General features: G+C 55.7%; 22 protein-coding genes. 1 reads left to right on the plus strand and 21 read right to left on the minus strand.

All coding sequences use genetic code 11. The features are described 5' to 3' along the window. Positions 1–214: 214 nt before the first annotated feature. From LBO03_05285 to tsaE, 11 genes are all read right to left on the minus strand, one after another. Entirely contained in the window at positions 215–1,543 is a 1,329-nt protein-coding gene (locus LBO03_05285; protein ID MDR3349001.1) for a TolC family protein, read from the minus strand. A gap of 171 nt (positions 1,544–1,714) precedes the next feature. Continuing rightward, positions 1,715–2,989 carry an MlaD family protein gene (locus tag LBO03_05290; protein MDR3349002.1) on the minus strand — a complete coding sequence of 425 codons (1,275 nt, stop codon included), beginning with the start codon at positions 2,987–2,989 and terminating at the stop codon, positions 1,715–1,717. Then, positions 2,979–3,743 (minus strand): ABC transporter ATP-binding protein, encoded by a 765-nt coding sequence (locus LBO03_05295; protein MDR3349003.1) that lies wholly within the window; start codon positions 3,741–3,743, stop codon positions 2,979–2,981. Before LBO03_05295 ends, LBO03_05290 begins: the two co-directional genes overlap by 11 nt. 17 nt (positions 3,744–3,760) lie before the next feature. Beyond that, complete coding sequence (locus LBO03_05300) at positions 3,761–4,528, minus strand: ABC transporter permease (protein ID MDR3349004.1); 768 nt, start codon at positions 4,526–4,528, stop codon at positions 3,761–3,763. 55 nt (positions 4,529–4,583) lie between these two features. Further along, positions 4,584–6,605 carry a hypothetical protein gene (locus tag LBO03_05305; GenBank protein ID MDR3349005.1) on the minus strand — a complete coding sequence of 674 codons (2,022 nt, stop codon included), beginning with the start codon at positions 6,603–6,605 and terminating at the stop codon, positions 4,584–4,586. Next, entirely contained in the window at positions 6,596–6,757 is a 162-nt protein-coding gene (locus tag LBO03_05310) for a hypothetical protein (protein ID MDR3349006.1), read from the minus strand. The genes LBO03_05305 and LBO03_05310 overlap by 10 nt, the downstream gene beginning before the upstream one ends. Positions 6,758–6,806: 49 nt before the next feature. Beyond that, complete coding sequence (locus tag LBO03_05315) at positions 6,807–6,884, minus strand: M23 family metallopeptidase (GenBank protein MDR3349007.1); 78 nt, start codon at positions 6,882–6,884, stop codon at positions 6,807–6,809. Between the two features lie 695 nt (positions 6,885–7,579). Then, on the minus strand, positions 7,580–8,599 hold the full coding sequence (gene tsaD, locus LBO03_05320) for a tRNA (adenosine(37)-N6)-threonylcarbamoyltransferase complex transferase subunit TsaD (protein ID MDR3349008.1): 1,020 nt from the start codon (positions 8,597–8,599) through the stop codon (positions 7,580–7,582). Next, positions 8,592–9,074: a ribosomal protein S18-alanine N-acetyltransferase gene (gene rimI / locus LBO03_05325; protein ID MDR3349009.1), complete on the minus strand. Its 483-nt coding sequence runs from the start codon at positions 9,072–9,074 to the stop codon at positions 8,592–8,594. The genes tsaD and rimI overlap by 8 nt, the downstream gene beginning before the upstream one ends. Then, complete coding sequence (gene tsaB, locus LBO03_05330; protein MDR3349010.1) at positions 9,032–9,742, minus strand: tRNA (adenosine(37)-N6)-threonylcarbamoyltransferase complex dimerization subunit type 1 TsaB; 711 nt, start codon at positions 9,740–9,742, stop codon at positions 9,032–9,034. The genes rimI and tsaB overlap by 43 nt, the downstream gene beginning before the upstream one ends. Then, on the minus strand, positions 9,723–10,196 hold the full coding sequence (gene tsaE / locus LBO03_05335; protein ID MDR3349011.1) for a tRNA (adenosine(37)-N6)-threonylcarbamoyltransferase complex ATPase subunit type 1 TsaE: 474 nt from the start codon (positions 10,194–10,196) through the stop codon (positions 9,723–9,725). Before tsaE ends, tsaB begins: the two co-directional genes overlap by 20 nt. 115 nt (positions 10,197–10,311) lie before the next feature. Here tsaE and alr point away from each other — a divergent pair, with 115 nt between their 5' ends. Continuing rightward, complete coding sequence (alr, locus tag LBO03_05340; GenBank protein ID MDR3349012.1) at positions 10,312–11,430, plus strand: alanine racemase; 1,119 nt, start codon at positions 10,312–10,314, stop codon at positions 11,428–11,430. Between the two features lie 90 nt (positions 11,431–11,520). Here alr and LBO03_05345 read toward each other — a convergent pair whose 3' ends face one another. From LBO03_05345 to LBO03_05390, 10 genes are all read right to left on the minus strand, one after another. Continuing rightward, entirely contained in the window at positions 11,521–12,066 is a 546-nt protein-coding gene (locus LBO03_05345; protein ID MDR3349013.1) for a GerMN domain-containing protein, read from the minus strand. Beyond that, positions 12,063–13,124, minus strand: a complete 1,062-nt coding sequence (locus LBO03_05350) for an N-acetylmuramoyl-L-alanine amidase (GenBank protein MDR3349014.1) — start codon at positions 13,122–13,124, stop codon at positions 12,063–12,065. Before LBO03_05350 ends, LBO03_05345 begins: the two co-directional genes overlap by 4 nt. A gap of 22 nt (positions 13,125–13,146) precedes the next feature. After that, positions 13,147–13,362, minus strand: coding sequence for a DUF3006 domain-containing protein (locus LBO03_05355; protein MDR3349015.1), 216 nt, complete (start codon positions 13,360–13,362; stop codon positions 13,147–13,149). Continuing rightward, the gene (locus tag LBO03_05360; GenBank protein MDR3349016.1) at positions 13,359–14,258 is read right to left on the minus strand and encodes an MBL fold metallo-hydrolase; all 900 of its coding nucleotides are present in this window, start codon (positions 14,256–14,258) and stop codon (positions 13,359–13,361) included. Before LBO03_05360 ends, LBO03_05355 begins: the two co-directional genes overlap by 4 nt. A gap of 3 nt (positions 14,259–14,261) precedes the next feature. Beyond that, complete coding sequence (locus LBO03_05365) at positions 14,262–15,824, minus strand: NAD(P)H-hydrate dehydratase (protein ID MDR3349017.1); 1,563 nt, start codon at positions 15,822–15,824, stop codon at positions 14,262–14,264. After that, on the minus strand, positions 15,821–16,198 hold the full coding sequence (gene acpS, locus LBO03_05370) for a holo-ACP synthase (protein ID MDR3349018.1): 378 nt from the start codon (positions 16,196–16,198) through the stop codon (positions 15,821–15,823). Before acpS ends, LBO03_05365 begins: the two co-directional genes overlap by 4 nt. Before the next feature lie 682 nt (positions 16,199–16,880). Beyond that, positions 16,881–17,453, minus strand: a complete 573-nt coding sequence (locus LBO03_05375; GenBank protein MDR3349019.1) for a UbiX family flavin prenyltransferase — start codon at positions 17,451–17,453, stop codon at positions 16,881–16,883. A gap of 23 nt (positions 17,454–17,476) precedes the next feature. Next, positions 17,477–18,880 (minus strand): anion permease, encoded by a 1,404-nt coding sequence (locus LBO03_05380; GenBank protein MDR3349020.1) that lies wholly within the window; start codon positions 18,878–18,880, stop codon positions 17,477–17,479. A gap of 100 nt (positions 18,881–18,980) precedes the next feature. Beyond that, complete coding sequence (locus tag LBO03_05385; GenBank protein MDR3349021.1) at positions 18,981–20,417, minus strand: anion permease; 1,437 nt, start codon at positions 20,415–20,417, stop codon at positions 18,981–18,983. Between the two features lie 97 nt (positions 20,418–20,514). Then, a partial coding sequence (locus LBO03_05390; GenBank protein ID MDR3349022.1) for a UbiD family decarboxylase occupies positions 20,515–20,963 on the minus strand: 449 nt, incomplete at its 5' end.

Raw genomic sequence — 20,963 nt, forward strand, 5'->3', positions numbered from 1 at the left:
TTATTTCTTGTTTGGCCGCCGCCAAAAAACCGGGCAGAAAACTGTAAATGCTTGCCAACGCGGTCATTGCTACGCAACACGCAAGGATTGCCGCGCTTGCCGCGACTTTGCTTTTTTTCATTTTACCGGCCACGCACCATAAAATTCACCTGAAACCCGCTTGGAGGGCCCTTTGCCGCTGAATTTGCCCGGAACGCTTACTGCGGCGGCGAAACTAACGCCGCTCCCTTGCCAAAGGACCCACCGGCACGCCCATGGCGTTTTCAAGGTTTGCCCAGGAAGTGTTATAGTCGTAAAGTGCCTGCACGTAATTGGTTTTCGCTTGAGTAAGCGCCACCTGTGCGTCCAGTACGTCGGTATTGGTGCCCACTCCCGCTTGATAGCGCACCAAAGCTATTTTATAGTCCTCTTCCGCCGTTTCCACCGTAACCGAAGCGGTTTCTATACGCTTTTCGGCTTCGCGCAAGCTAAGGTAGTTGCTGCGCACGGCCAGAAAAACATTGTCGCGGATCTGCCGGTAGCCGGCCTGCCTTTGCGATAGCGCTCCCTGCGCGCTGTCCACCCGTCCGCGGGTGATATTGGAGTCAAAAAGAGTGAAATTCATTGTGGCGCTGACGCTCCAGCTTGATTTTTCATCGCCCGGAAATTCCCTGTCCCCCCAGCCGTAGCCGGCGGAAATGCTGATGTCAGGCAGATAGCCGCTGCGCGCGGCCATTACGCTGCCCTTGGCCGCTTCCACGGCCTTGGCGGCCTGGATGATCTGCGGCTGGTGCTGCCGGGAAAAATCAATGCAATCTTCCAGGCTCTTTACGTAATCGCTGTGCGTCAGTTCGTCGTCAACCACCGTCCGGGTTTCCAGCGGCAGGCCTACCACGTTGTTAAGGGAGGCGACGGCTACGTCATAGGAATTTTGCGCCTTGATCAGATCCTGCTGGGAGTTGGCCAATTCCACCTGCGAGCGCAAAACATCCACCTTGGCGACAATGCCAACGTCAAACTGCGCCTGTACGTTCTTCAGGTGCTCCTCCAACCTGGCAACGGACTCCGTGCCCAGCGCAACCAAGTTGCGCGTCTGCAGGACAGTGTAATAGGCTGATGTCGCGTCTAATTTCACTTCCTGATCCGTGCGGCCGATTTCCAGTTTGGCTATTTCATAGTTATTGTTGGCTGCCCGCAAATTGCCTTTGCGCGCCCCGCCCGTATAAACAGGCAAACTCACCGAGGCGCTGTTGTCGAAGCTATCGGTTATGCTTATCGGCAAGCTCTTGTAGTTTTTCACGCGGTTTTCGGTGTGCCGAAACACTATTTGCGGCCCGTACTGGCCGAGGGCCTGTTTGACGCTGCCGGCGGCGCTTTTTAAGTTGCCGCTGGCGATCGTCGTTTTGGGATTGTTGGCAAGGGCCATCTGTATCGCCTTGTCAAGGTCAAGGACAACCGCATTTTCCTCCGCCGTGTTTTCATTGGCGAAAGCGTAACCGGCGGCCAGAAAAAAACCAGCGAAAAACACCGCCGAAATAATTTTTTTGCGTAATGTGCCGCGCATGTCCCATCCTCCTCGTCAATCTGCGCAAAACGCCAACCAAGCGGCATTTTGCGCTTTGTCCGCTGTCATTAATTATATTTGCCGCCCTTTACACTGTCAACAGGTTTGCGTTTGTAAATTGCAACATATTTGTAACATTTTTCGGCTGTCCCGCAACAAGCCGCAGCCGGCTCAAAAATAGCCGCGCAGTCCGACATAAGCGGCATTGTTCGCTTTCTTCCTGACGTCAAGGCTCTCCCCGACCAACGAAATTTTATCGCTCAACTTTATTTCCCCGCCGACTCTTATTTTAAAATCATTGGGATCGTAGGCGTCGGCGAACAAACGCAGCCATTTAAGCGGCGCGTAATCGACGCCCGCCCCAACGTCGCCCAACACCAGCCCGCCCCTTAAAGCGGCTCTTGACGTGCCGTAGCCAAGCTGCAAGTTCATGTCGTTCGCCTCGCCTATGTCGGACATTCCCAATAGCCAAAAGCCGCGCTGCGCGTAATTGACGCGAAAGTTCAAGTCAACTCTGTATCTGTCCGGCTTGCCGGCGTATTTCACATCGAAGGCGGCGGCTTTTTCCTTGCCGCTGAAAGCTCCCAACAGTTTATTGGCTTTTTCGCTCGCCTGCCGGGCATTTTTGATGGTCTCCCGGACATCGTCTTGCATACCGGCGTCGCCGGCCATGTTTTCAACGCTTTGGGTTATTTTTTCCATGTTTTCGCTGGTCTTTTTCAAATTGCGCAAAATGTCGGCGATTTCCCGGCCGGCTTGCCCGTTGCCGTCAATTTGCGCCAAGAGCGAGTTCGCGCGTTCAGCCGCTTTGTTCATCTGCGAGGCCATCTCGCTCATCTGCCGGATCATTTTGTTTATTTCTTCCCGGTTCTCCCCGGCAAGTTCGGCAAAAACTTGGGTAAGGCCGTTGATGTTATTGGTTATTTCCTTCGTGTTGCGCATGGTCGTAATTATGGATTCCTGCACCTGTTTGTCGCCGAAAACGACATTGAGCGCATCCGCCATCGCTTCCAGTTTTTGCAATACGCCGGAAGCGGCGATCATAAAGTCGTTCACGCTCGCGCCGGGGCTGCCCCACACTTCGTCCCCCGGCTGCAGGTATTTGTCCGTAGCGGTTCGCGGCGGGTCTATGTCAACGTACATAGAACCCATGACCCCTTCCGAGCCGAGCCAGAAAGAGGATCCGGCGGGTATCTTTGTCCCGTTTTTAATGGATGCTCTGACCAGCACGTTGTTGCCATCCACTTTGATTTCATACACCTGACCCACCGGCACGCCGACAAAATGTACGACATTGCCGGGTTTTAGCCCGCCGGCGCGCTGGAATCTGATAGATATAAAATAGCTGTCGGCGGAAAAACGGAAAAAGCCAAGAAAAGTGATTATGCCCATCAATATCGCCAGCCCGGCGATTACGGCCATTCCCACTTTGGTTTCATTGTTCATTTAAAATTCCTCCGAGCGGCATTGCCTTGTGTACAAAAGTTTTTACAATTTCATGTTCGCATTTTAATATTTCCGTCGGCGTACCTTCGGCAACGATCAAGCCTTCGTGGATCATCGCTATGCGGTCGGCCACCATAAAGGCCGAGTACATATCGTGCGTAACCAGCACAGAGGTTACTTTCAGGCGTTTTTTCGTCTCCAGCATCAAGTTGTTTATCACATCGGACACTACCGGATCCAAACCGGCCGTCGGCTCGTCGTAAAGCAGTATTTCCGGCATCGTGGCGATCGCCCGCGCCAAGCTGACACGTTTTTTCATCCCGCCCGACAACTGGCCGGGCATGTAGCCGCTGTAGCCGGCAAGCCCTACCATTTCAAGGTTTTTTTCCACTATGGCGAGTATTTCCCCATCTGTTTTGCCCGTATGTTGCCTGAGCCCGAAAGCCACGTTGTCGCCGACCGTCATTGAGTCAAACAGCGCGGAATATTGAAAGACCATGCCCATGGACTTTCGCAGCCGGTTCCATTCTTTTTCGTTGAAATTGTCCACCCGCTGGCCGTTTATGAAAATAGTGCCGTCGGTAGGCCGGGACAAGCCTATGAGCATACGCAAAAGCGTACTCTTGCCCGACCCGGAAGGGCCGATGATCGCCAGCACTTGCCCCCTGTCTATGGCCAAATTCACGCCTTTTAATACTTTCGCCTCGCCGTAGGCCATTTGGACATCGTTCACGCTTATGGCCCGTTCAGCCAAAAAAACCGCCTCCCGGCTTATACGTACAAAAGTACGGAAAGAAAGTAGTTGGTGATGAAAATCATTATTATGGACAAAACCACCGACCCAGTCGTCGCGACTCCCACGCCTTCGGCCCCGGCGACGGCGCTGAGCCCTTTGTGGCAGCCGACGGTCGCGACAATGCAACCGAAAAACATGCATTTGATCAGCCCGCCGACAATGTCAAACGGGACGCAGAAAACTTTAATGGAATTTAAATAGCTGTAAGAAGTAACGCCGGCATAAGCGTGGGCAACGAAATACCCGCCCCAGGAACCGACAATATTGGCGAATATGCCTAAAATCGGCAGCATCAGGACGCAGGCCAGAATGCGCGGCGTGACAAGATATACCGCCGGGCTCACCGCCATGACCCTTAAAGCGTCGATTTGCTCGGTTACCTTCATGCTGCCGATCTCCGCCGTGATCGCGGCGCCCACGCGGCCGGCGACTACCACGCCGGACAAGATCGGCACCAGTTCCCGTCCCATGGCGATGGTTACGATCGCGCCCACCGAGTCGGACGCGCCCAGCTTCGCAAATTCCTGCGCCGTCTGGACGGCAAAAACCATGCCCGCCGCCGCCGTTGTTACAACGACTATGGGCAGGGAATCGACCCCCAGTTTTGTCATTTGTTTGATGGTTTCCCTAATGCTGACGGCAGGGAAGCTGACAAGTGCCTGCCAGAACAATAAGGCAATGCTTCCTGTGCCGGCGCTTTTATCCATAAACCAGCGCCCCGCGCGGGCGGCTATTTTTTCCAAAAGAGCGGCCTCCCGACAGGCCTATGCGGCCTTTGCTGCTGCTTTTCAGCTTCTGCTAATTTTGCTCCGGCTCCCCGGCTATTTCGAGCGCCGTAGTCGTCTCGCCCGTTATAATATAAGAGGCGGCGGTGTTTGTTTTGTATTTCGTGCCCTGCACGAATTCGGTTATTTGCTCTTCCTGTTCGGCAATGTTCTCCGCAGCAAGTTCATTCTTGGCGTTTTTCCCTTTTTTGCCGTTCTTCTTGCCGCCGGCCAAAAGATCGATTACTATGTCGTTGTTGCGGTCGCGCTTGTTGAATTCGTCTATTTCCTGCGCGAAGGTTTTGTTTTTGTTGCTGTCGTGCCTTAAAAGCATGGCCGCCTCAAGCGTCTTTTGCTGGTTGAGCGCCGCCTGCAGGCTGGCAAGCGACGTGCCGCCGCGCACCGAAAGCGGCATTTCGCCGGCCGTCTGTTCCTCCGGAACGACAAAATGCGCGATTTTTTTCACGGTTTCCCCACGGTAAGGCCGCAGGGTAACCTCTATGCCGACGACGTCGCCCGGCTTCGCCTTTTTGACCAAAGGGCGCGCCGACAATATCGTGGCGGTATTGCGTTCAGGCAAAACCTCCACATAAACGCTGGCGTCGGTAACCATGACTTCCCTGAACCGGTTGCGCGCCAGCAAATTCATGCCCGCGACTAATTCCCCGGATAGGACTTCCCCGATATCGGTCATGCTGTAAAACATGTTGTCGCGCACAATTTGCTTGCCTTCAGGCAAGTCCTGCGCTTTAAGGACAAACCTCACCCGCGCCGTGCCCTCGCCTTTCCTGTCAATGGCTTTTTCCACCGCGCTGACCACGGCGGCTTGGGTCAGATAGGAAGCGAACAGCTCATTGTAGGCTATATGCATGGAATAGGTCTTGTTTATCCCGCGCCGTCCGTCATTTACCGTAACAAGCACGGGCAGGACGTCAGGATAAAGATCTATCTTGCCGGCAATGCCTGAGCCGCGGTCTTGCAAAACGGCCCCTAACAGCTTGCCGGGCGCTCCCACTTTAAAAGGGCTGTTGATAGAACTTATGGTAGTAAATGTCCAGGCGTTGCTCAGAAAATAGTTCACTTTTCCCAACCGGGCAAAAGGATGCCCAAAAGCCAGCACCTCGTCCCCGTCCACCCAGGTTACCGTGCCCAAGGCCCCCAAGCTGATGTCCCCCCGAACAAGTTCTATGCTGACCGCGCTGCCCGGTTCCAAGGGAGCGTCGAAATCCTGCGGCGGCGACTGCCCGGCGTTATAAGGCACAATATCGCAATCTTTCAGCCCTTCCCGGAGGATGGCCAGCCCCTGTTCGCTGAAGCCTGATGCCATCAGCGCCGTCCCCTTGGGCAGCGGCCACCCTACGGCAGGCCGGGCGGATTTACTTTCGGCGGCGCCTTTTTTGTTTTCGGAATTTGCCCGGCTTTCACTTTCGCCGGAAGCTTCTTGCGCGGTTTTGTCCTCTTTGTCCGTATCGCTCAAAACGCTCTCGCGATCGGACACCCTGTTTAAATCTTTTAAGGTTTCCGCTTTTTTCTTTTCTTCTTCTACCCGCGCGGCTGCTTCTTTTTTTAATTGTTCCAGGTGCAGTTCGTCTTCTTCTTTTTGCCTGAGCGCTTTTTCTTCTTTCCTTTTTTGCCGCTCGGCAAGATCTTGCCGCATATTTTCGGATATTTTCAGCATTTCGCCAATCGGCGTAAGCATTCCCACCGTAGAGTCAGAAAGCGGCCAGCCAAACGCTACCGCCCCGGCCAGCCGCCCGTCGAAAAAAACCGGGCTGCCGCTCATTCCCTGGGCGATGCCGCCGCTTTTTTCGATGGCGCCGCCGGAAACCCTGACCAAAATGAGGTCGCCGCCCGTACTGCCGGCGTTTTTCATGACGCCGATCACTTCGGCGTCAAAAGTCTCTATCAGCGCGCCGGAAACGACGGTTTTGCCAAAACCGCGCATGCCCGCTCGCAGCTCGTCAGTCGTTATGATGTCCGGCGCGGCGGCGAAAACGCCGCCGGAAACCAAGAGGCAAAATATTGCCGCCAGAAATACACCTTTTCTTATTGCCAAAATGCCACCTCGTCCCCAAATACGCCCAAAGCGCCTGTGAATTTATCGCCAAACCGCCCCGCATCCAAGTCCGCCTTGTTTATAGGGCGGCAAAGGGCGGCGGACTTATGATCGGACGCGGCCAATTTATTGCTGAATGAAGCCTTGTCCAATCGCCGCCTCGAAGCGGCATTTGAAAGCCGCGGCAATGCCCGCCTCGCGTCAGGCCGATGGCTTTATGCGGGCGACTATCTGCCCGCTTTTTATCATATCGCCCGGTTTGACCAATACTTCGGCAATGGCGCCGCTTGTCGTGGCGCGCCGTTACCGCCGCCCCGGCAACGCTTTCCGCCGGCAGTAGGGGCCGCCCTTCCCTGGCGCTGCCGCCTCGGGCGGCCAGCCCTTGGGCGCTTACCTTGCCGCACAAAGCGCTGGATCAGTCAACCAGCCCGCCCACGGCATGGCCCCATTGCGCAAAAACAAAGAAAGATGCGGCAATTATGCCTATAACCAACTTTTTGCGCAACATAATTTAACGCATTTCCCTGCGTTTCAGATTTGCATAGGCCAAACAAACACTTTTGGGAAGCTCTGACAATTCATTATAGCAAAAATGGCCGCTTGTGGCAAATCCAAGGGAAACAGCCTATAGCAGAGGGCAAGGCAATTGCGCTTTTTGCCGCCGCGCGATAAAAACAAATGGCGTAGAAACGGGCGCATCGAAAAAAATCCCTTTTTGCCGTTTTTTTGCGCTAAAACAGGCAAAAACACCTATTTAGATTATTTATAGCTACAATGCGCTTGTTTTTGCCGTTTATTTATATATTACATACTTATGCCGTGGATAATTATTTGTCAAAATTTGGCAAAAACATATAATCCACAAGGTTATAAACATTATCAACAGACTTATCAACACATATTTCGCCGGTTTTGCTCGTTTTCCGAAGTAATCAACATTTTTTTGTTTGTGTGCGTCAAGCAAATATGGAAAATCAGGTTTTAACGAATGAAAGCGCCGGACACGCATTTATTGCCAAATCGCTTATAAAGCCGTCCCGCCAAAGATAATAAGCGCGGCAGGCGATCATCGCCGCGTTGTCGGTGCAAAGCGCGGGCGACGGATAATAGAGGGACGCGCCCAATTCTTTTGCCGTCGACGCCATGGCTTCCCGCAATTTGCTGTTGGCGGACACGCCGCCAGCCAGCACTATTTTTTTCGCCCCGCAGGCCTTTATGCCGGCCGCCGCCCGCTCGGACAGCATGTCGACCACCGCCGCCTGAAAACTGGCGGCGACGTCGGCTTTGCTGATTAGGGCCCCGGTCTGCCGCGCGTTGTTAAGATAATTGACGACCGCCGATTTTAAGCCGCTGAAACTGAAATCAAACTGTTCGCCTTTCATCGCCCGCGGAAAAGCTATTGCTGCGGGATCGCCCACGAGCGCCAGCTTTTCTATTTCCGGGCCGCCCGGATAAGGCAGGGCGAGCGCCCGGGCTATTTTGTCGAAAGCTTCGCCTGCGGCGTCGTCCCGGGTGGCGCCCAAAAGTTCAAAGCGGTTGTATTGGGGCGCGTTTAGGAGCGCGGTATGCCCGCCGGATACGATCAAAGCGGCGAATGGCGGCTCCAGTTCCGGGTGCTCAATGAAATTTGCGTAAATATGCCCTTCCAAATGATTGACGCCAATGAGCGGACGCCCGAGAGCAAAAGCCAGCCCTTTGGCCGCCGCTATCCCGACCAGCAGCGCGCCTGCCAGGCCGGGCCCGTATGTTGCCGCAACCGCGTCAATCCGGGACAAATCCACGCCGGCTTCCCGCACGGCCTGATCAATAACCGCAAGGATCTGCCCGACGTGGCGGCGCGAGGCGATTTCCGGCACTACCCCGCCAAACCGGCGGTGAATGGGTATTTGCGACGATATTACGCTGGAGAGCACGCCGCGCCCATTAACGACCACGGCGGCGGCCGTTTCGTCGCAACTGGTTTCCAGCGCGAGAACGATAGTGTCTTTAATCATTTTCGCTGTTTTGCCTTGTCATAATTTTCCGCATCAGCACGGCGTCCTCGCCGGTGTCCTGATAATAGCCCCGCCGCAGCCCGCATCTGACAAATCCGGCTTTCGCGTAAAGGGCTTGCGCTACATTGTTGGAAGCGCGCGCCTCCAATATGATGCTTTCCGCCCCTAAGCGCGCGGCGGCGGCGGCCAGCGCGCCGACCAGCAGTTCCCCCATTCCCCGGCCCCTGGCGCGGGAATGTACGGCTATATTTATTACCTGCGCTTCGCGCAGCACCATCCAAAACCCGGCGTAACCGCTTATTTCGCCCGCAGCTTCCAACACCAGATAGACCGCCAGGGGGTTTTCCAGCTCGCCGGCGAAAAAAGACGCCGGCCAGGGAAAAGGGAAGGCGTCCGCTTCCACCTTTGCCACCGCTTCCACGTCGCTTGCTGTCATCTTTCGCACGTTGCAGCATTTGTCCGGCGTTTTTCCCATAATATCTCCGCTTCTGATTTTTTCATATAATACGGTTCCAAAGTGAACGGATCGTCCCAATCCTTTGCCGCTACGCGCGCGTAGCCCAAGAAGGCGGCAACGGCCGCGCGCGGTTTGCAAACGTACGGGGGGGCAGGGCTGACGCCTTTGGGCCATCCGCCCGGCGGCGCAACGATACATTCGCCGAGCGGCACACATTCGCGCCCACTTTGCGACAAAAAGGCCAGAGCCTCGCCGTAAGGCTTCAAAGTCGTTTTTTCCACCTCGAGCATGCTTCCCGCCCGCCATTCATAAACCGTCTGGTAAACATTGCCTTTTTGCCCGTCAATGAGCGGCGACAGCCAAACGCCCGGCAGCGGCAGGTTCCAGGCTAAGGAAAGCGGCGTCGCTATGCCGGCTATCGGTATTTTAAGGGCGTAACCCATAGTTTTGGCGCAAGACAGTCCGATCCGCAGGCCGGTAAAAGATCCGGGGCCCAAACTGACGGCTATGCCCGAGAGCTGGCGCGGCAAAACGGCGCAACTGTCCAAAAGGTGCTGTAGCTGTGGCATCATCTTCTCCGAGTGGGTAAGCCCGTTGTCCGCGCTATATTCGGAAAGCACGCGCTCGCCATCGTATAAGGCCAGCGAGCAAACGCTGGTAGCAGTGTCAATGCCCAGTATAAGCACGTTCCACCTCCCGGCAGAGTTCTTCGTAGCGCGCGCCGGCCGGCAAAAAAACAATTAGGCGGCCGGCTTCGCAAACAGCGATTTTCACCACAAGGCTTTCCGCCGGCATCGCCTCCGGAAAGCGCTCCCCCCACTCTACGATGTTTATGCCCTCTTCGCCGCTGTAATGGCCGAACCCCACAAAATCAAGTTCTTCCGCACATTCTAACCGAAAAAGATCAAAATGCCTGACCGGTACGCGCCCCTCGTAAATGTTCATTATATTAAAAGTAGGGCTGGTCGCCATGCCCGGCGCTACTCCGGCGCCTTGCGCGGCGGCTTGGGCAAAGGCGGTCTTGCCGGCGCCCAGTTCGCCTTCCAGCCTGACAAAATCGCCCGTTTTAAGCAGGCTGCCCAGTAGCAGCCCAAGTTTTTCCGTTGCCTGCGGGTTGGGGCAAAAAAAATTTTTTTTCATTGCATTAAAGACTTCCTTCCCCAACATTTTCTTGTATAATTAAATATGTGCGGACGGCTTCCCTTCGTCCCGGCAAGAAGATTGGCCCGTTCGCGGCCGGGCCGGAAGAAAGGTGATGTATTTGCGCCATACCCAGGCCATAATTGATCTCGCGGCGATAAAAGACAATCTGCGGACAATAAAAAACCAGCTTGCCAACCCCAAGACGGGCGTCATGGCGGTCGTTAAAGCCAACGCCTATGGGCACGGCCTGACTGCAGTCGCGGAAACAGCCCTGTCCGCCGGTTGCAGCCATCTCGCGGTCGCCCTGCCGGACGAGGGGGTCGCCCTGCGGCAAGCCGGCATAGCTGCGCCCGTCATCGTTCTCGGCCTCATCGCTCCGGACGAGGCGGATGTTTGCGCTCGCCACAATTTGACGGTTACGGTCTGCGCCGACGAACATCTGCCGCCGCTGGCCGCCGCCGCCAGAAAAACTGGCCGGCCGGTCGGCGCAATGCTTAAGGTGGATACCGGCATGAACCGCATCGGCGCAAGCCATGCCGAGGCCATAAAATTGGCCGGCCGCTTGAAAAATATGGCTGGCCTGCACTTTTCCGGGCTGTTCACGCATTTCGCGTCCGCCGGCGGGCCGGATCTTGCCTATGCCCACGAACAGCTCGGCAAGTTCCGCGCCCTGGTTGGCCGTTTGGAAGAAACGGGCCTGCGCCCGCCGCTTGTCAGCGCGGCGGCCAGCGGCGCTATCTTCACCCTGCCGGACAGCCATTTTGACTTGGTGCGGGCGGGCGTTGCCATGTACGGGCTGTATCCTTCCGATTTCATCGCGGCACGATACAAACTATCGCCCGCGCTGCAACTGGCCACCCGTATTTCATATATAAAAGGCCTGTCGGCCAACGAATCGGTAGGCTACGAGATGGCCTGGCGAGCGAAAGAGGACTGCCGGATCGCCGTGCTGCCGTTAGGGTACGGCGATGGCTACAGCCGCCTTTTGTCCAACAGGGCGCAGGTTTTGATCGGCGGCCGCCGCTGCGCCGTCGTCGGCAATGTCTGCATGGATCAGATGATGGTCTGCCTCGGCGCAAATTGCGATGCCAAGGCGGGCGACCAAGCGATCCTTGTCGGCAGGCAGGGCGGGGAAGCCATAACGCTTGAAGAACTTGCGCAAACGGTCGGCACGATCAATTACGAATTGGCCTGCAATATAGCGGCTCGCGTACCTAGGGTATATGTATAGCGGATTTCGCGGGAAAGCGCGACCGGCCTCTCCGCACAGCGCCTCGCGGCGCCTGTCCCGGCTTATGGCGCGAACCGCCCGGGCGGCGGGCTACGGTTTTCCGATCAGGCTCGCGTTTCGTTTTAACGGATCGATTATATCCATATGCCCACCGATCGTATCAATTTTTTTGCCTTCCACTAACAGTTGCACGCTGGTTATTTCGGGAAATTCCGTCAGGGTGTTGACGATGGAGCTTACTAACAGCATTTCGTAAAGCGAGCCGCCGATGCCGATTTTGAGCATTTCTTTGCTGAAATCGGCCTCCGCCAGGCCGCCTTTTACTTTCAGGGAAACAAGCCTGATGCCGGGCGGGAAAATATTGACATGGCTTTCTTCCTGCGGCTTTTCCCGGAGCAGGGCGCCTATCGCGGCTGCCGCCGGGCTTACGCCCGGTTCTTTGTTCATGGTGTATTTTTCCGGATATAAAAGGTCGCCGGTTTGGCCGGGACGGTAAACGGTAACCGTGATTTGTTCCTTTTGCGCCTCCTTGCCGCTTGATGAAGCGCCGGGACTGCCGCCAAAAAACCCGCAGCCGGCCAATGCCAGCAGCCAAAGACCCAAAGCGGCGGCCGCCGCTGTTTTCCCCGCCGTCATTTCTTTGCCCCCCCGCCGCTGTTTTTGTTGAAATAGTTACCGATCCCTTGCACTATGCAGGCGACCACCTTGTTCTGGAACCAGTTGCTGTTTAAAAGTTTTTCCTCGGCCGGATTCGATATAAAAGCGATCTCCAAAAGGATGGCAGGCATAGGGCTTCTTTTGGTAACATAAAAATCGGCTTGCCGGACGCCCTTGTTTTCAAGGGCAAATCCCTGGGTCAGGCTGTTTTGCACACTTTCCGCCAAGAGCGCGTCCCTTTGCGTCTTGGCGTAATAATAAGTGGAAAGCCCTCCCTGTTCGCGCTTGACGCTGGCGTTGCTGTGCACGCTGACAAAAATGTCGGCTTTCGCCTTGATCCCTATATCCACCCGCGCCTGCAGTTCATCCCGCGCCGTAGCGCCTCGGCTGTGCACGTCAGTGTCGCCGGAGCGCGTCATGACTACCTTGGCGCCTTCTTTGACAAGGGCATCCCGCAATTTGACCGACAATTTCAGGGTAAAATCTTTTTCTTTGGTGCCGTTAAGACCTACCGCCCCGGGGTCGCTGCCGCCGTGCCCGGGATCGACGAGGACGATCTTGCCTTTGAGCCCGGCGGCCGCGCCGGCCGGCTGCGGCATCCGCTCAAAGATATCTATGACCACTCTGTCCGGCTTTTTATTTTCAGAGTCCTTTTTCAGGACAAACACTTTATAGCCGTCTTTGGGAAGGGAGCTGGTGAGGCTTATGACCAGGCGGCTGTCGCCGGAGGACGCTTTCTGCCCCACGACTTGCTTTATTTTGTCCGTTTTGATCGGCAGATTGCCAGTGTTGCCGCCCGGCAACGCGCCGTTGATATTTACCGTGAGCGTTTTTTTGCTGTCGTCATAGGCGGACAACACCTTCACCGGGCTTTTCACGTCCGCGACGATGCGCACGACGCGGGAACCATCGGAACTGTTGTCCTGCACCGACCAGCGGATACCGGTAATCTCGTTCTTGGCCGCCGCCGCAGCGCTTGAACTGAAGGCCGCCAAAAACACGGCCAGCAAAAAACAAATTCCTTTTAACCGCAACATCCTACCTCCGGCAAATAAAAAATTATTCCCCCAGCAATTCCCGCAGCAATTTTTGCGCTTCGTCCCTGCATTTTTGCGTTTCGTCCGGATCCGGCTCAAAACTCGCGCGCAGGACGTCGCCTTCTTTTACGGGAGGAAGCAGCGACGCCGGGCACTTTATCTCTCCCGTCCCGCCGTCTTGGGGCAAAAGTACCGCGATGCCTTCTTCTATCCTGTCTACAACCAATAAAACAGTCATTTGTTTTTCCTTTTTGTCTTATCCTGGAAAAGCTCGCCGCTTATCTCATAATTTTTGCCGTCAGCGGACACGGTTACGGTCCCGTCCTTTGCCGTTATGTAAATTTCCATGTCATTTTCCTTATATCGGCGCAAAACGGCGGGTTTGGGGAACCCATAATCATTGTTTTTGCCGCAGCTTATGATTACGGCTTCGGCGTTTACCGCCCTGAGGAAAGCTGTGGTGGAGGAAGTATTGCTGCCGTGGTGCGGCGCTTTTAAAACATCGCTTTTGAGCTTGTCCCCCGATTTTTTAAGCAGTCCCATTTCCGCCTCTTTTTGAATGTCGCCGGTCAGCAGCATGGAAAATGCGCCCTTGGTCAAGCGCAGCACGACGCTGTTGTTATTCAAGTCGCTGTCCGTGCCGCGCAAAAACTCCTCTTCCGGCCAAAGCGCCTCGATTTGCGCTCCACCGTCCAACTGGTAGCGCTCGCCGGGTTTGGCCCTGACGAACTCGACCTTTTTGGCCGCCACTTTTTTCAGATAATCGGCAAACAACTTGCTTGTATGGATCTGCCCGCTGTCCAAGATTTTTTTAACGGGATATTTGTCCAGCACGGCTTCCATGCCGCCGATATGATCGGCGTGAGGATGTGTCGCTACCACAAGGGCAAACTCCTTTACCCCTTCCTGGCCAAGCAGCCTTAAAAGCTCCTTGCGCGCGCCGACATCGCCGCTGTCCACCAGTACGGCGTCCCGTCCGCTTTGGATAAGTATGGCGTCTCCCTGCCCTATGGCAAGTACCTTTACGGTCAGCCCGGAAAGCTCCGGCCGCGAAGGAGCGGTCAACCAGTTGAAAACAGCCAGTACCGCCAGGGCGATAGCCGCTGCCAGTAAAATTATCCTTCTCCCGCCCATTTGTCAGTTATCCCGCATAGGCGTCAGTTGCAGCCGCGCCTTGGGCAAAGCGGCTATCACGTCTCCCGCCGCCAGGCCGACCATGCCTTCTTGCGCGATAAGATCGGCCGCCAGGGAATGCAAATACACGCCGCAAACGGCGGCGGACGGGGAATCCATGCCCTGCGCGGCAAGCCCGGCGATGACGCCGGTCAAAACGTCGCCGCTGCCCGCAGTAGCTAAACCGGGATTGCCGACAGTATTGATGAACACATCCCCGTCCGGCAGGGCGACAAGCGTAGGCGCGCCTTTCAGCACCAGGACAGCCCCCCATTCGATGGCAAAGCGCCTGGCGGTTTCCAGCAGTCCAACTTCTTTTATTTCTGCCGCCGCCATGTCGGCGAGTCTTGCCATCTCGCCAAGATGCGGGGTCAATATGGGCGGATTTTTTATTTTCGGCAGGATTTGCCTGTTTTTCGCCAATATATTTAAGGCGTCCGCGTCCATGACCAACTGTTTGTCAGTCTCCAGCGCCAGCCGGCAAACCACGTCCGCCGTCCCGGGTTTTGTTCCCAGACCGGGGCCGACCGCCAGCACGGGAAAAGCAGCGATTTTCTCAAGCAAAAGTTCAAACCCGCCGCAATCAAGCCCTTCCGTTTCGCCGGACGGCAAAGCATCAACTATGACTTCGGTCAGTTTGGCCGACAAAATTTTTGCGGCATCGTCCGCCGTGAACAATCTGACAACGCCCGCGCCCGCGCGCAAGGCGGCTTCCGCGCACAGCGCCGCCGCGCCGGAAGTGCCGCGCGCGCCCGCGATTACGCCCACTCTGGCCTGATGCTTGTGCGCGAGCGGGGAGCGGGCGGGAAGACGCGCCGCCACTAGTTCGGGCGTGATAATGCTCTGGCGCACGGGTTCCGACGCGATAATATTGTATGGGATGCCGATGGGCGCAACGGAAACAACGCCGGCGCAGCTTTTGCCGGGGAAAAGGAACAGCCCGGGCTTGGGCAGGGAAAAAGCAACCGTGTGGGTCGCCCACACAGCGTTTTCCGCTGCCCGGCCACTATCTGCCTCTACTCCGCTCGGCAGGTCAATAGCAAGGATCGGCCGCCCACTGGAGTTTATTAGTTCAGCCGCCCTTTTATATTCTTCCGACAAAACCCCATGAAAGCCCGAACCGAAGATGCCGTCAACGATCAAATCGGCAAAAGCCAGGTGGACCGAGGCTTTGTCCCAAGCCAAGTCATCTTTGCCCAAGCAAACGATCGCCGCCCGCATGTTTTGCAATACGCCGAAAAATATCCTGGCGTTGGCGGTCAAATTTTCCGCCGCATCGATCAGAAAAACCCTGACCCGTGCGCCCGCGTTCAACAAATAGCGCGCGGCGGCAAAAGCGTCGCCGCCGTTGTTGCCCCGCCCGGCGAATACACATATCTTCCTGCCGGGGGCGCCGCCTAAAATCTCCATCGCCCGCCGCGCTACCGCGCCGCCGGCGTTCTCCATCAAAACGGCGCTCGGAAGCCCGGCCTCCTCCGTGGCGCGCCGGTCAATATTTTTCATTTCGTGGCTGAAAGCCGCCTTCATACGTCCGCCTCCAGAATGACTTCCGCAACCGCCCATGCGTGGGAGTGGCTGAGCGAAATGTGTATCCTGTCAATATTCCTGGTTTTAATAATATCCGAATAACAGCCTGAAAGCAATACTTGCGGACAGCCCAAAACATCATTTTCTATGCTTATTTCCTGAAAGCGCCCGTGGCGAAAACCCGTGCCCAACGCCTTGACAAAAGCCTCCTTGCCGGCGAAACGCGCGGCGTAAGAAGCGTACCTGCCGACTTTTTTCCCCTCGCAAAAGGAGCGTTCCGCTGGCGTGAAAAACCTCCCGGCCAGCGAATTTTTCTCTATGGCCTTTTGTATGCGCCTTATATCAACGATATCCAACCCTATGCCCACGATCATTGGCCAGCCCCCTGCCGCGTTTTTGTTTTTTTCACCAAATCGCTTCTGAATGTTAAATAGACTTCCTGCACAACCTAAACGGCTCTGCCCACGTTACACAACCCACAAACCAAGTGAAGCGGAGAGCAAAATGTTTAATGCGGTTACGGTAACGTGCGGCAACAACTCTGAACCGCTTGACAAAGCCAAGCACCTGTTCGTTGAGCGCACGCCGACTTGAAATGCTGTGGTTGCGGAGCTTATTTGCCTTGCTCAAAGGGCTTGGTTTGAAACGCTTCTTGGGCGGTACGCAATGGATTGGAGCGCAATGGAATTTGGCGGCCAACTCGCGCAGATAGATGGCGGGCTTATCCTCAATCGCCCTCGGCAGTCGTTCCGGGTCAATCTTGCCGCTTGCTCCGGTCGCAATGGGTCGCCGCCGTAATCCCGAAGGCTTCTTTCAACTCGGCGAAGGCGTGTCCCGCTTTCTTGAATGCAAGCGCTCTTTCCCTCTATTTTATATCGTATGCCATATTATATTTATCGCATGATTGGACTTATTTCTTCAATAGCTGTTGCCCTAAATGACTATAGTGCCTTGATGGTTGTCCCATCGCGCGCGGACAGCCTTATCCTGGGAAATCAGCGACCGGAAGCCGCTTCTGCATTGTCGCAGAAGCGGCTTCCGGTCGCTTGGTTATTTTCAATTTGCGTTTGTGCCTTGCCAGCGTTTGGCGCCGGGAACGCTAAGCCCTAACAGTTCAAGATAGCGGCATATGGTATGGTCAACCAATTCGGCGACGGTGGCGGGGCGGTTGTAAAAAGCCGGCACGGGCGGCGCGATGATCGCGCCGTTTCCGGCCGCCTGGCGCATGAGTTCAATATGCCCGGCGTGAAAAGGCGTCTCCCTGAAGGCCAGCAGCAAGGGCTTGCGTTCTTTTAGCGTTACGTCCGCCGCGCGAAGCAAAAGATTGTCGGTATAAGAATGGGCTATGGCCGACAGAGTTTTTACGCTGCATGGAGCTATGAACATGGCGGCGCGGGGAAACGACCCGCTGGAAATTGCCGCCGACTGATCGGCGCAGTCGTACACGCGGTGCGCCAAGGCCTCCGCCTGCTCGCTTGTCCAGTCGGTTTCCAGGCGCATAGTTTTTTTTGCCCAGTCGGAGATTACCAAGTGTATTTCTACTTCGGAAAACCGGCGGAGCAATTCCAACAGGCGTATACCGTAAATCTGCCCGCTGGCGCCTGAAATGCCTACAATGATCCTTTTCATCGGACAATCCCCGCTTTCCGCTTTTACGCCATGGTATAGGCCCAGTAAGAAGTGAGGAACACCAAAGCCTGTATGATAGCGACGGCGCAGATGAAGAAGCTGTATTTTAGTATATCGTTCCAGTTGCAGATGCCGAAGCCGAGGGACAAGATGATCGGCGTCGCCTGGTAGGGAAACAGGTACAGCCCGGCGGCGTAGGGCACCAGCATGGCCACCGCTTTGGCGGATACCAGGCCGGATTTGAGAAAGATTGGTACCAGAAGGCTTATTTCGCCCATCGTTTCCAAAAGGATATGCACGACAAAAGCGATCAATACGATGAACCCGGCTTTTACCGCAAAGCCGCCGGTACTTATGATTTCCAAACCGCTCACCGCATTTCCGATCCACTCGGCTACGCCGGTTTTGGTGAGCACTACGCCAATGGAAAAAGATCCGCCGGCAAAGATAAAGATGTGCCAGGGCAATTTTTGGAAATCCTCCATGCCGACCACGCCGATGACCGGCAGCAGCAGCAGGGCGGTTACGATGGCGCCGACGGCGTTGGTGCTTATGCCGTGCCAGGCACCGGTTACCCACAATACGAGCGCCAGCGAGACAAAGCCGGCGGCTCGGATCTCTTTGGCCGTCATCGCGCCCAAGGCATCGCGCTTGGCAATAAGTTTGGCCTTGACTTGGGGATCGGCAAAGTTCACTTCCGGCTGATAAACTTTAGTGCAATATAGGTATGTGGCGGCCAGTACGACAGGGCCGACCGGCCACATGTTGGCAAACCATTCCAGCCAGGTTATATCGGTATTGGCCAATTCCTTGACCAGGCCGATGGAAATAATGTTGGCGACCGCGCCGGTAAGCGGTATGCGCCCCATCATCAGGGACAGAACGGCAACAAAGCAAGTAATGGCCGCGCCGAGTTGGCTGCGCTTATCCTTTGGCAGGCCAACGGCGTCTATCACGCTGACCGCCAAAGCCATGAGCAGGGCAACATAGGCCGCCCCGGACGGTATGAAAAAAGGCGCCACTGTGCAAAGAAAAATCATGGCCGCCACCACCCGGCCAAAAGTCAGCTTGCCGGCGGTTATGATATTTATGGCGACCCTTTTGCCCAAACCGGAGGCGTCTACCGACTTGGATATGACCAAAGCGAACACGATCATCCAGATGCTGGGGTTGGAAAACCCGGCAAAGGCATCCACAGGCTTGGCAACGCCGGATACCATGAACAGTATGCAGGCAAACAGGGCGGGCAGAACCGGCGGCACTACCATGAAAACCCACCAGGCGGCGGTAAACAGCGCTATCGCCAAGGCGCCGCGCCCGGCCGCGCTAAGGCCGGGCACCGAAGAAAAATATACCGTCAGTAAAAGCAGCGGCCCTAAGACAAGACCAAATTTTTTCAGCAGGTCGCTTTTTTGCGCGGCAGCCACGAGACAATCACCCCTTGTAGAAAAATGGCCGTAAAATCAGGGCCGGTACTTCTTTTGCCCGGCGGCAAGGCTTTAAGCGGACGGCTATGGATAAAAAATATCAAAGCATGGTCCACGCCCAGTAGGTGCCCAGGAACAGGATGCCCTGCGCAATGCCTACCAAGGTCATAATTATGCCATATTTGGTTATGTCGTTCCAACTCGTGGTGCCAAATCCCAAAGACAAGATAATGGGCGTGGCCTGATAGGGGAAGATATAAAACCCCGCGCCATAAGGCAGGAGCATGGTTACCGCTTTGGGCGGCAAAATTCCTGCCTTGACAATGATCGGCGTCATCAGGGACGCTACTCCCCATGTTTCCAGAATGAAATGCAGAGCCACCGCAAAGAGCAAGACGAATGTACCGGCCACCAGGAAACTGCTTCCTTGCAGGAAGGGAAAGGCGGTGATGCCGGACGCCGCCCACTGGGCAAAGCCGGTTTTGGACAGCACTACGCCCATGGAATACGATCCTCCGGCAAAGACAAATATGTCAAAGGGCAAAGTTTTGAAGTCGGCCATAGTGAGCACGCCGGTATAAGGCATCAGGTAGAGTATGCCGATGATGATGCCGATTTGATTGGTGCCGATCTTCAAATAAAAGTCAAAGGCCCAGAGCAGGATAGCCGCAAGCACCAAGACAAGGGTCTTTTTTTCCGGCGTGGACACAGGCCCTAAGCTTTCTACTGTTTTTTTGATCTGGACGCGCATGGTTTGCGGGTCGATGGCGACATCCGGCTTGTATTTTCGGGTGATGTAGTAATAGGTTACGATGCCCGATATGGGCGCGGCAACCCACATGCAAACAAGCCAGCCTATCCAGGTTACTTCCACGCCGGTCAGTTCCCGTACCAGCCCGACGACGACGAGGTTGGGCATGGCGCCGGTCATGGGCACGCGCCCGAAGGTCAGGACCAAAATCGCAATAAAACAAGTAAGGCCGGCGCTGACCTTGTTCGCGGGGCTGCGTTCTATGCCGAGCGCGTCCATAAAGCCGAGGACCAGCGTCATGATCAAGGCCACGATGGCCGGCGCGGCGGGAATGAAGAAGGGGAAAATAAAACACATGGCAATAAAAACGATCACCATGCCTTCAAAAGATAACGGCATTTTCTTCATGAGCATGGCGGCGATCCGTTTGCTCAGCCCGGATTTGTCCACGCCTTTGGCCATGATCAGGGCGAAGAGCAACATCCAGATGCTGGGGCTGGCGAAACCGCTGAAGGCATCGGCCGGCGGCGATATTTTCAGAACGAAGTAAAGTACGCAGGCCAAAACGGCAGGAAAGGCCGGCGGCATGACGGCGGCTATCCACCAGATAGCGGTCAGCGCGGCCACGGCCATCGCCCGTGAACCGTTCTGGCTAAGGCCGGGGACCGGCAAAAACCACAAGGCGGCAAACGCTGCCAAGCCCAAAACCAGGCCGATATTCCTTCTGGCCGCCGGCACGGGCTGCGTCCCTCCGGGAGCCGGGTTTGCTGCGACATTGTTACTCATGGCTGTTCCTCCTTTGCTGAGTATGGAGAGGGAAAAATAGATAGCATATGGGTTCCCGCGCCTTTTTAAAGCGCGGGGACCCAAAACAGCCCGGCGATTATTTTTTCATGTCGTCGAAAAAGCCGATTATCGCGGCATCGCCCGGCATGCCAAGCTCTTTCCAGCGCGCGTGGGCATTGTCGTAGCTGGCTTTGGTCATAGCGGTGCGCTTGGAGAAACTGTTGATATATTTGTGCTGTTTGCAAGCGAAGATGAAAGCTTTGGAGCCATAGGGGCGGTCATCCGGCGGGTTCTTGCTGGGATCGAGCGGAGTGGACCAAGTATTGCGCCAAATCTCAATGTCTTCCGAGCAGCGGCAGCGGGTGGTGGCTGCCCACATAACTTCTTCCAAGTCCGTTGGGTCTACGTCGTCGTCGACGATGTAGTAAAATTTGCTATAAAACCCGCCGCCCGCCGAGCCGGCCGCTACCATTGCGGCCTGCTGCGCGTGGCCGGCGAACATTTGCTTTATGGACACCACGGTCATGCCCCAACCGCCCGCGCCGG

It is taken from the genome of Acidaminococcales bacterium, from assembly GCA_031290885.1.
GTDB lineage: Bacteria > Bacillota > Negativicutes > Acidaminococcales > JAISLQ01 > JAISLQ01.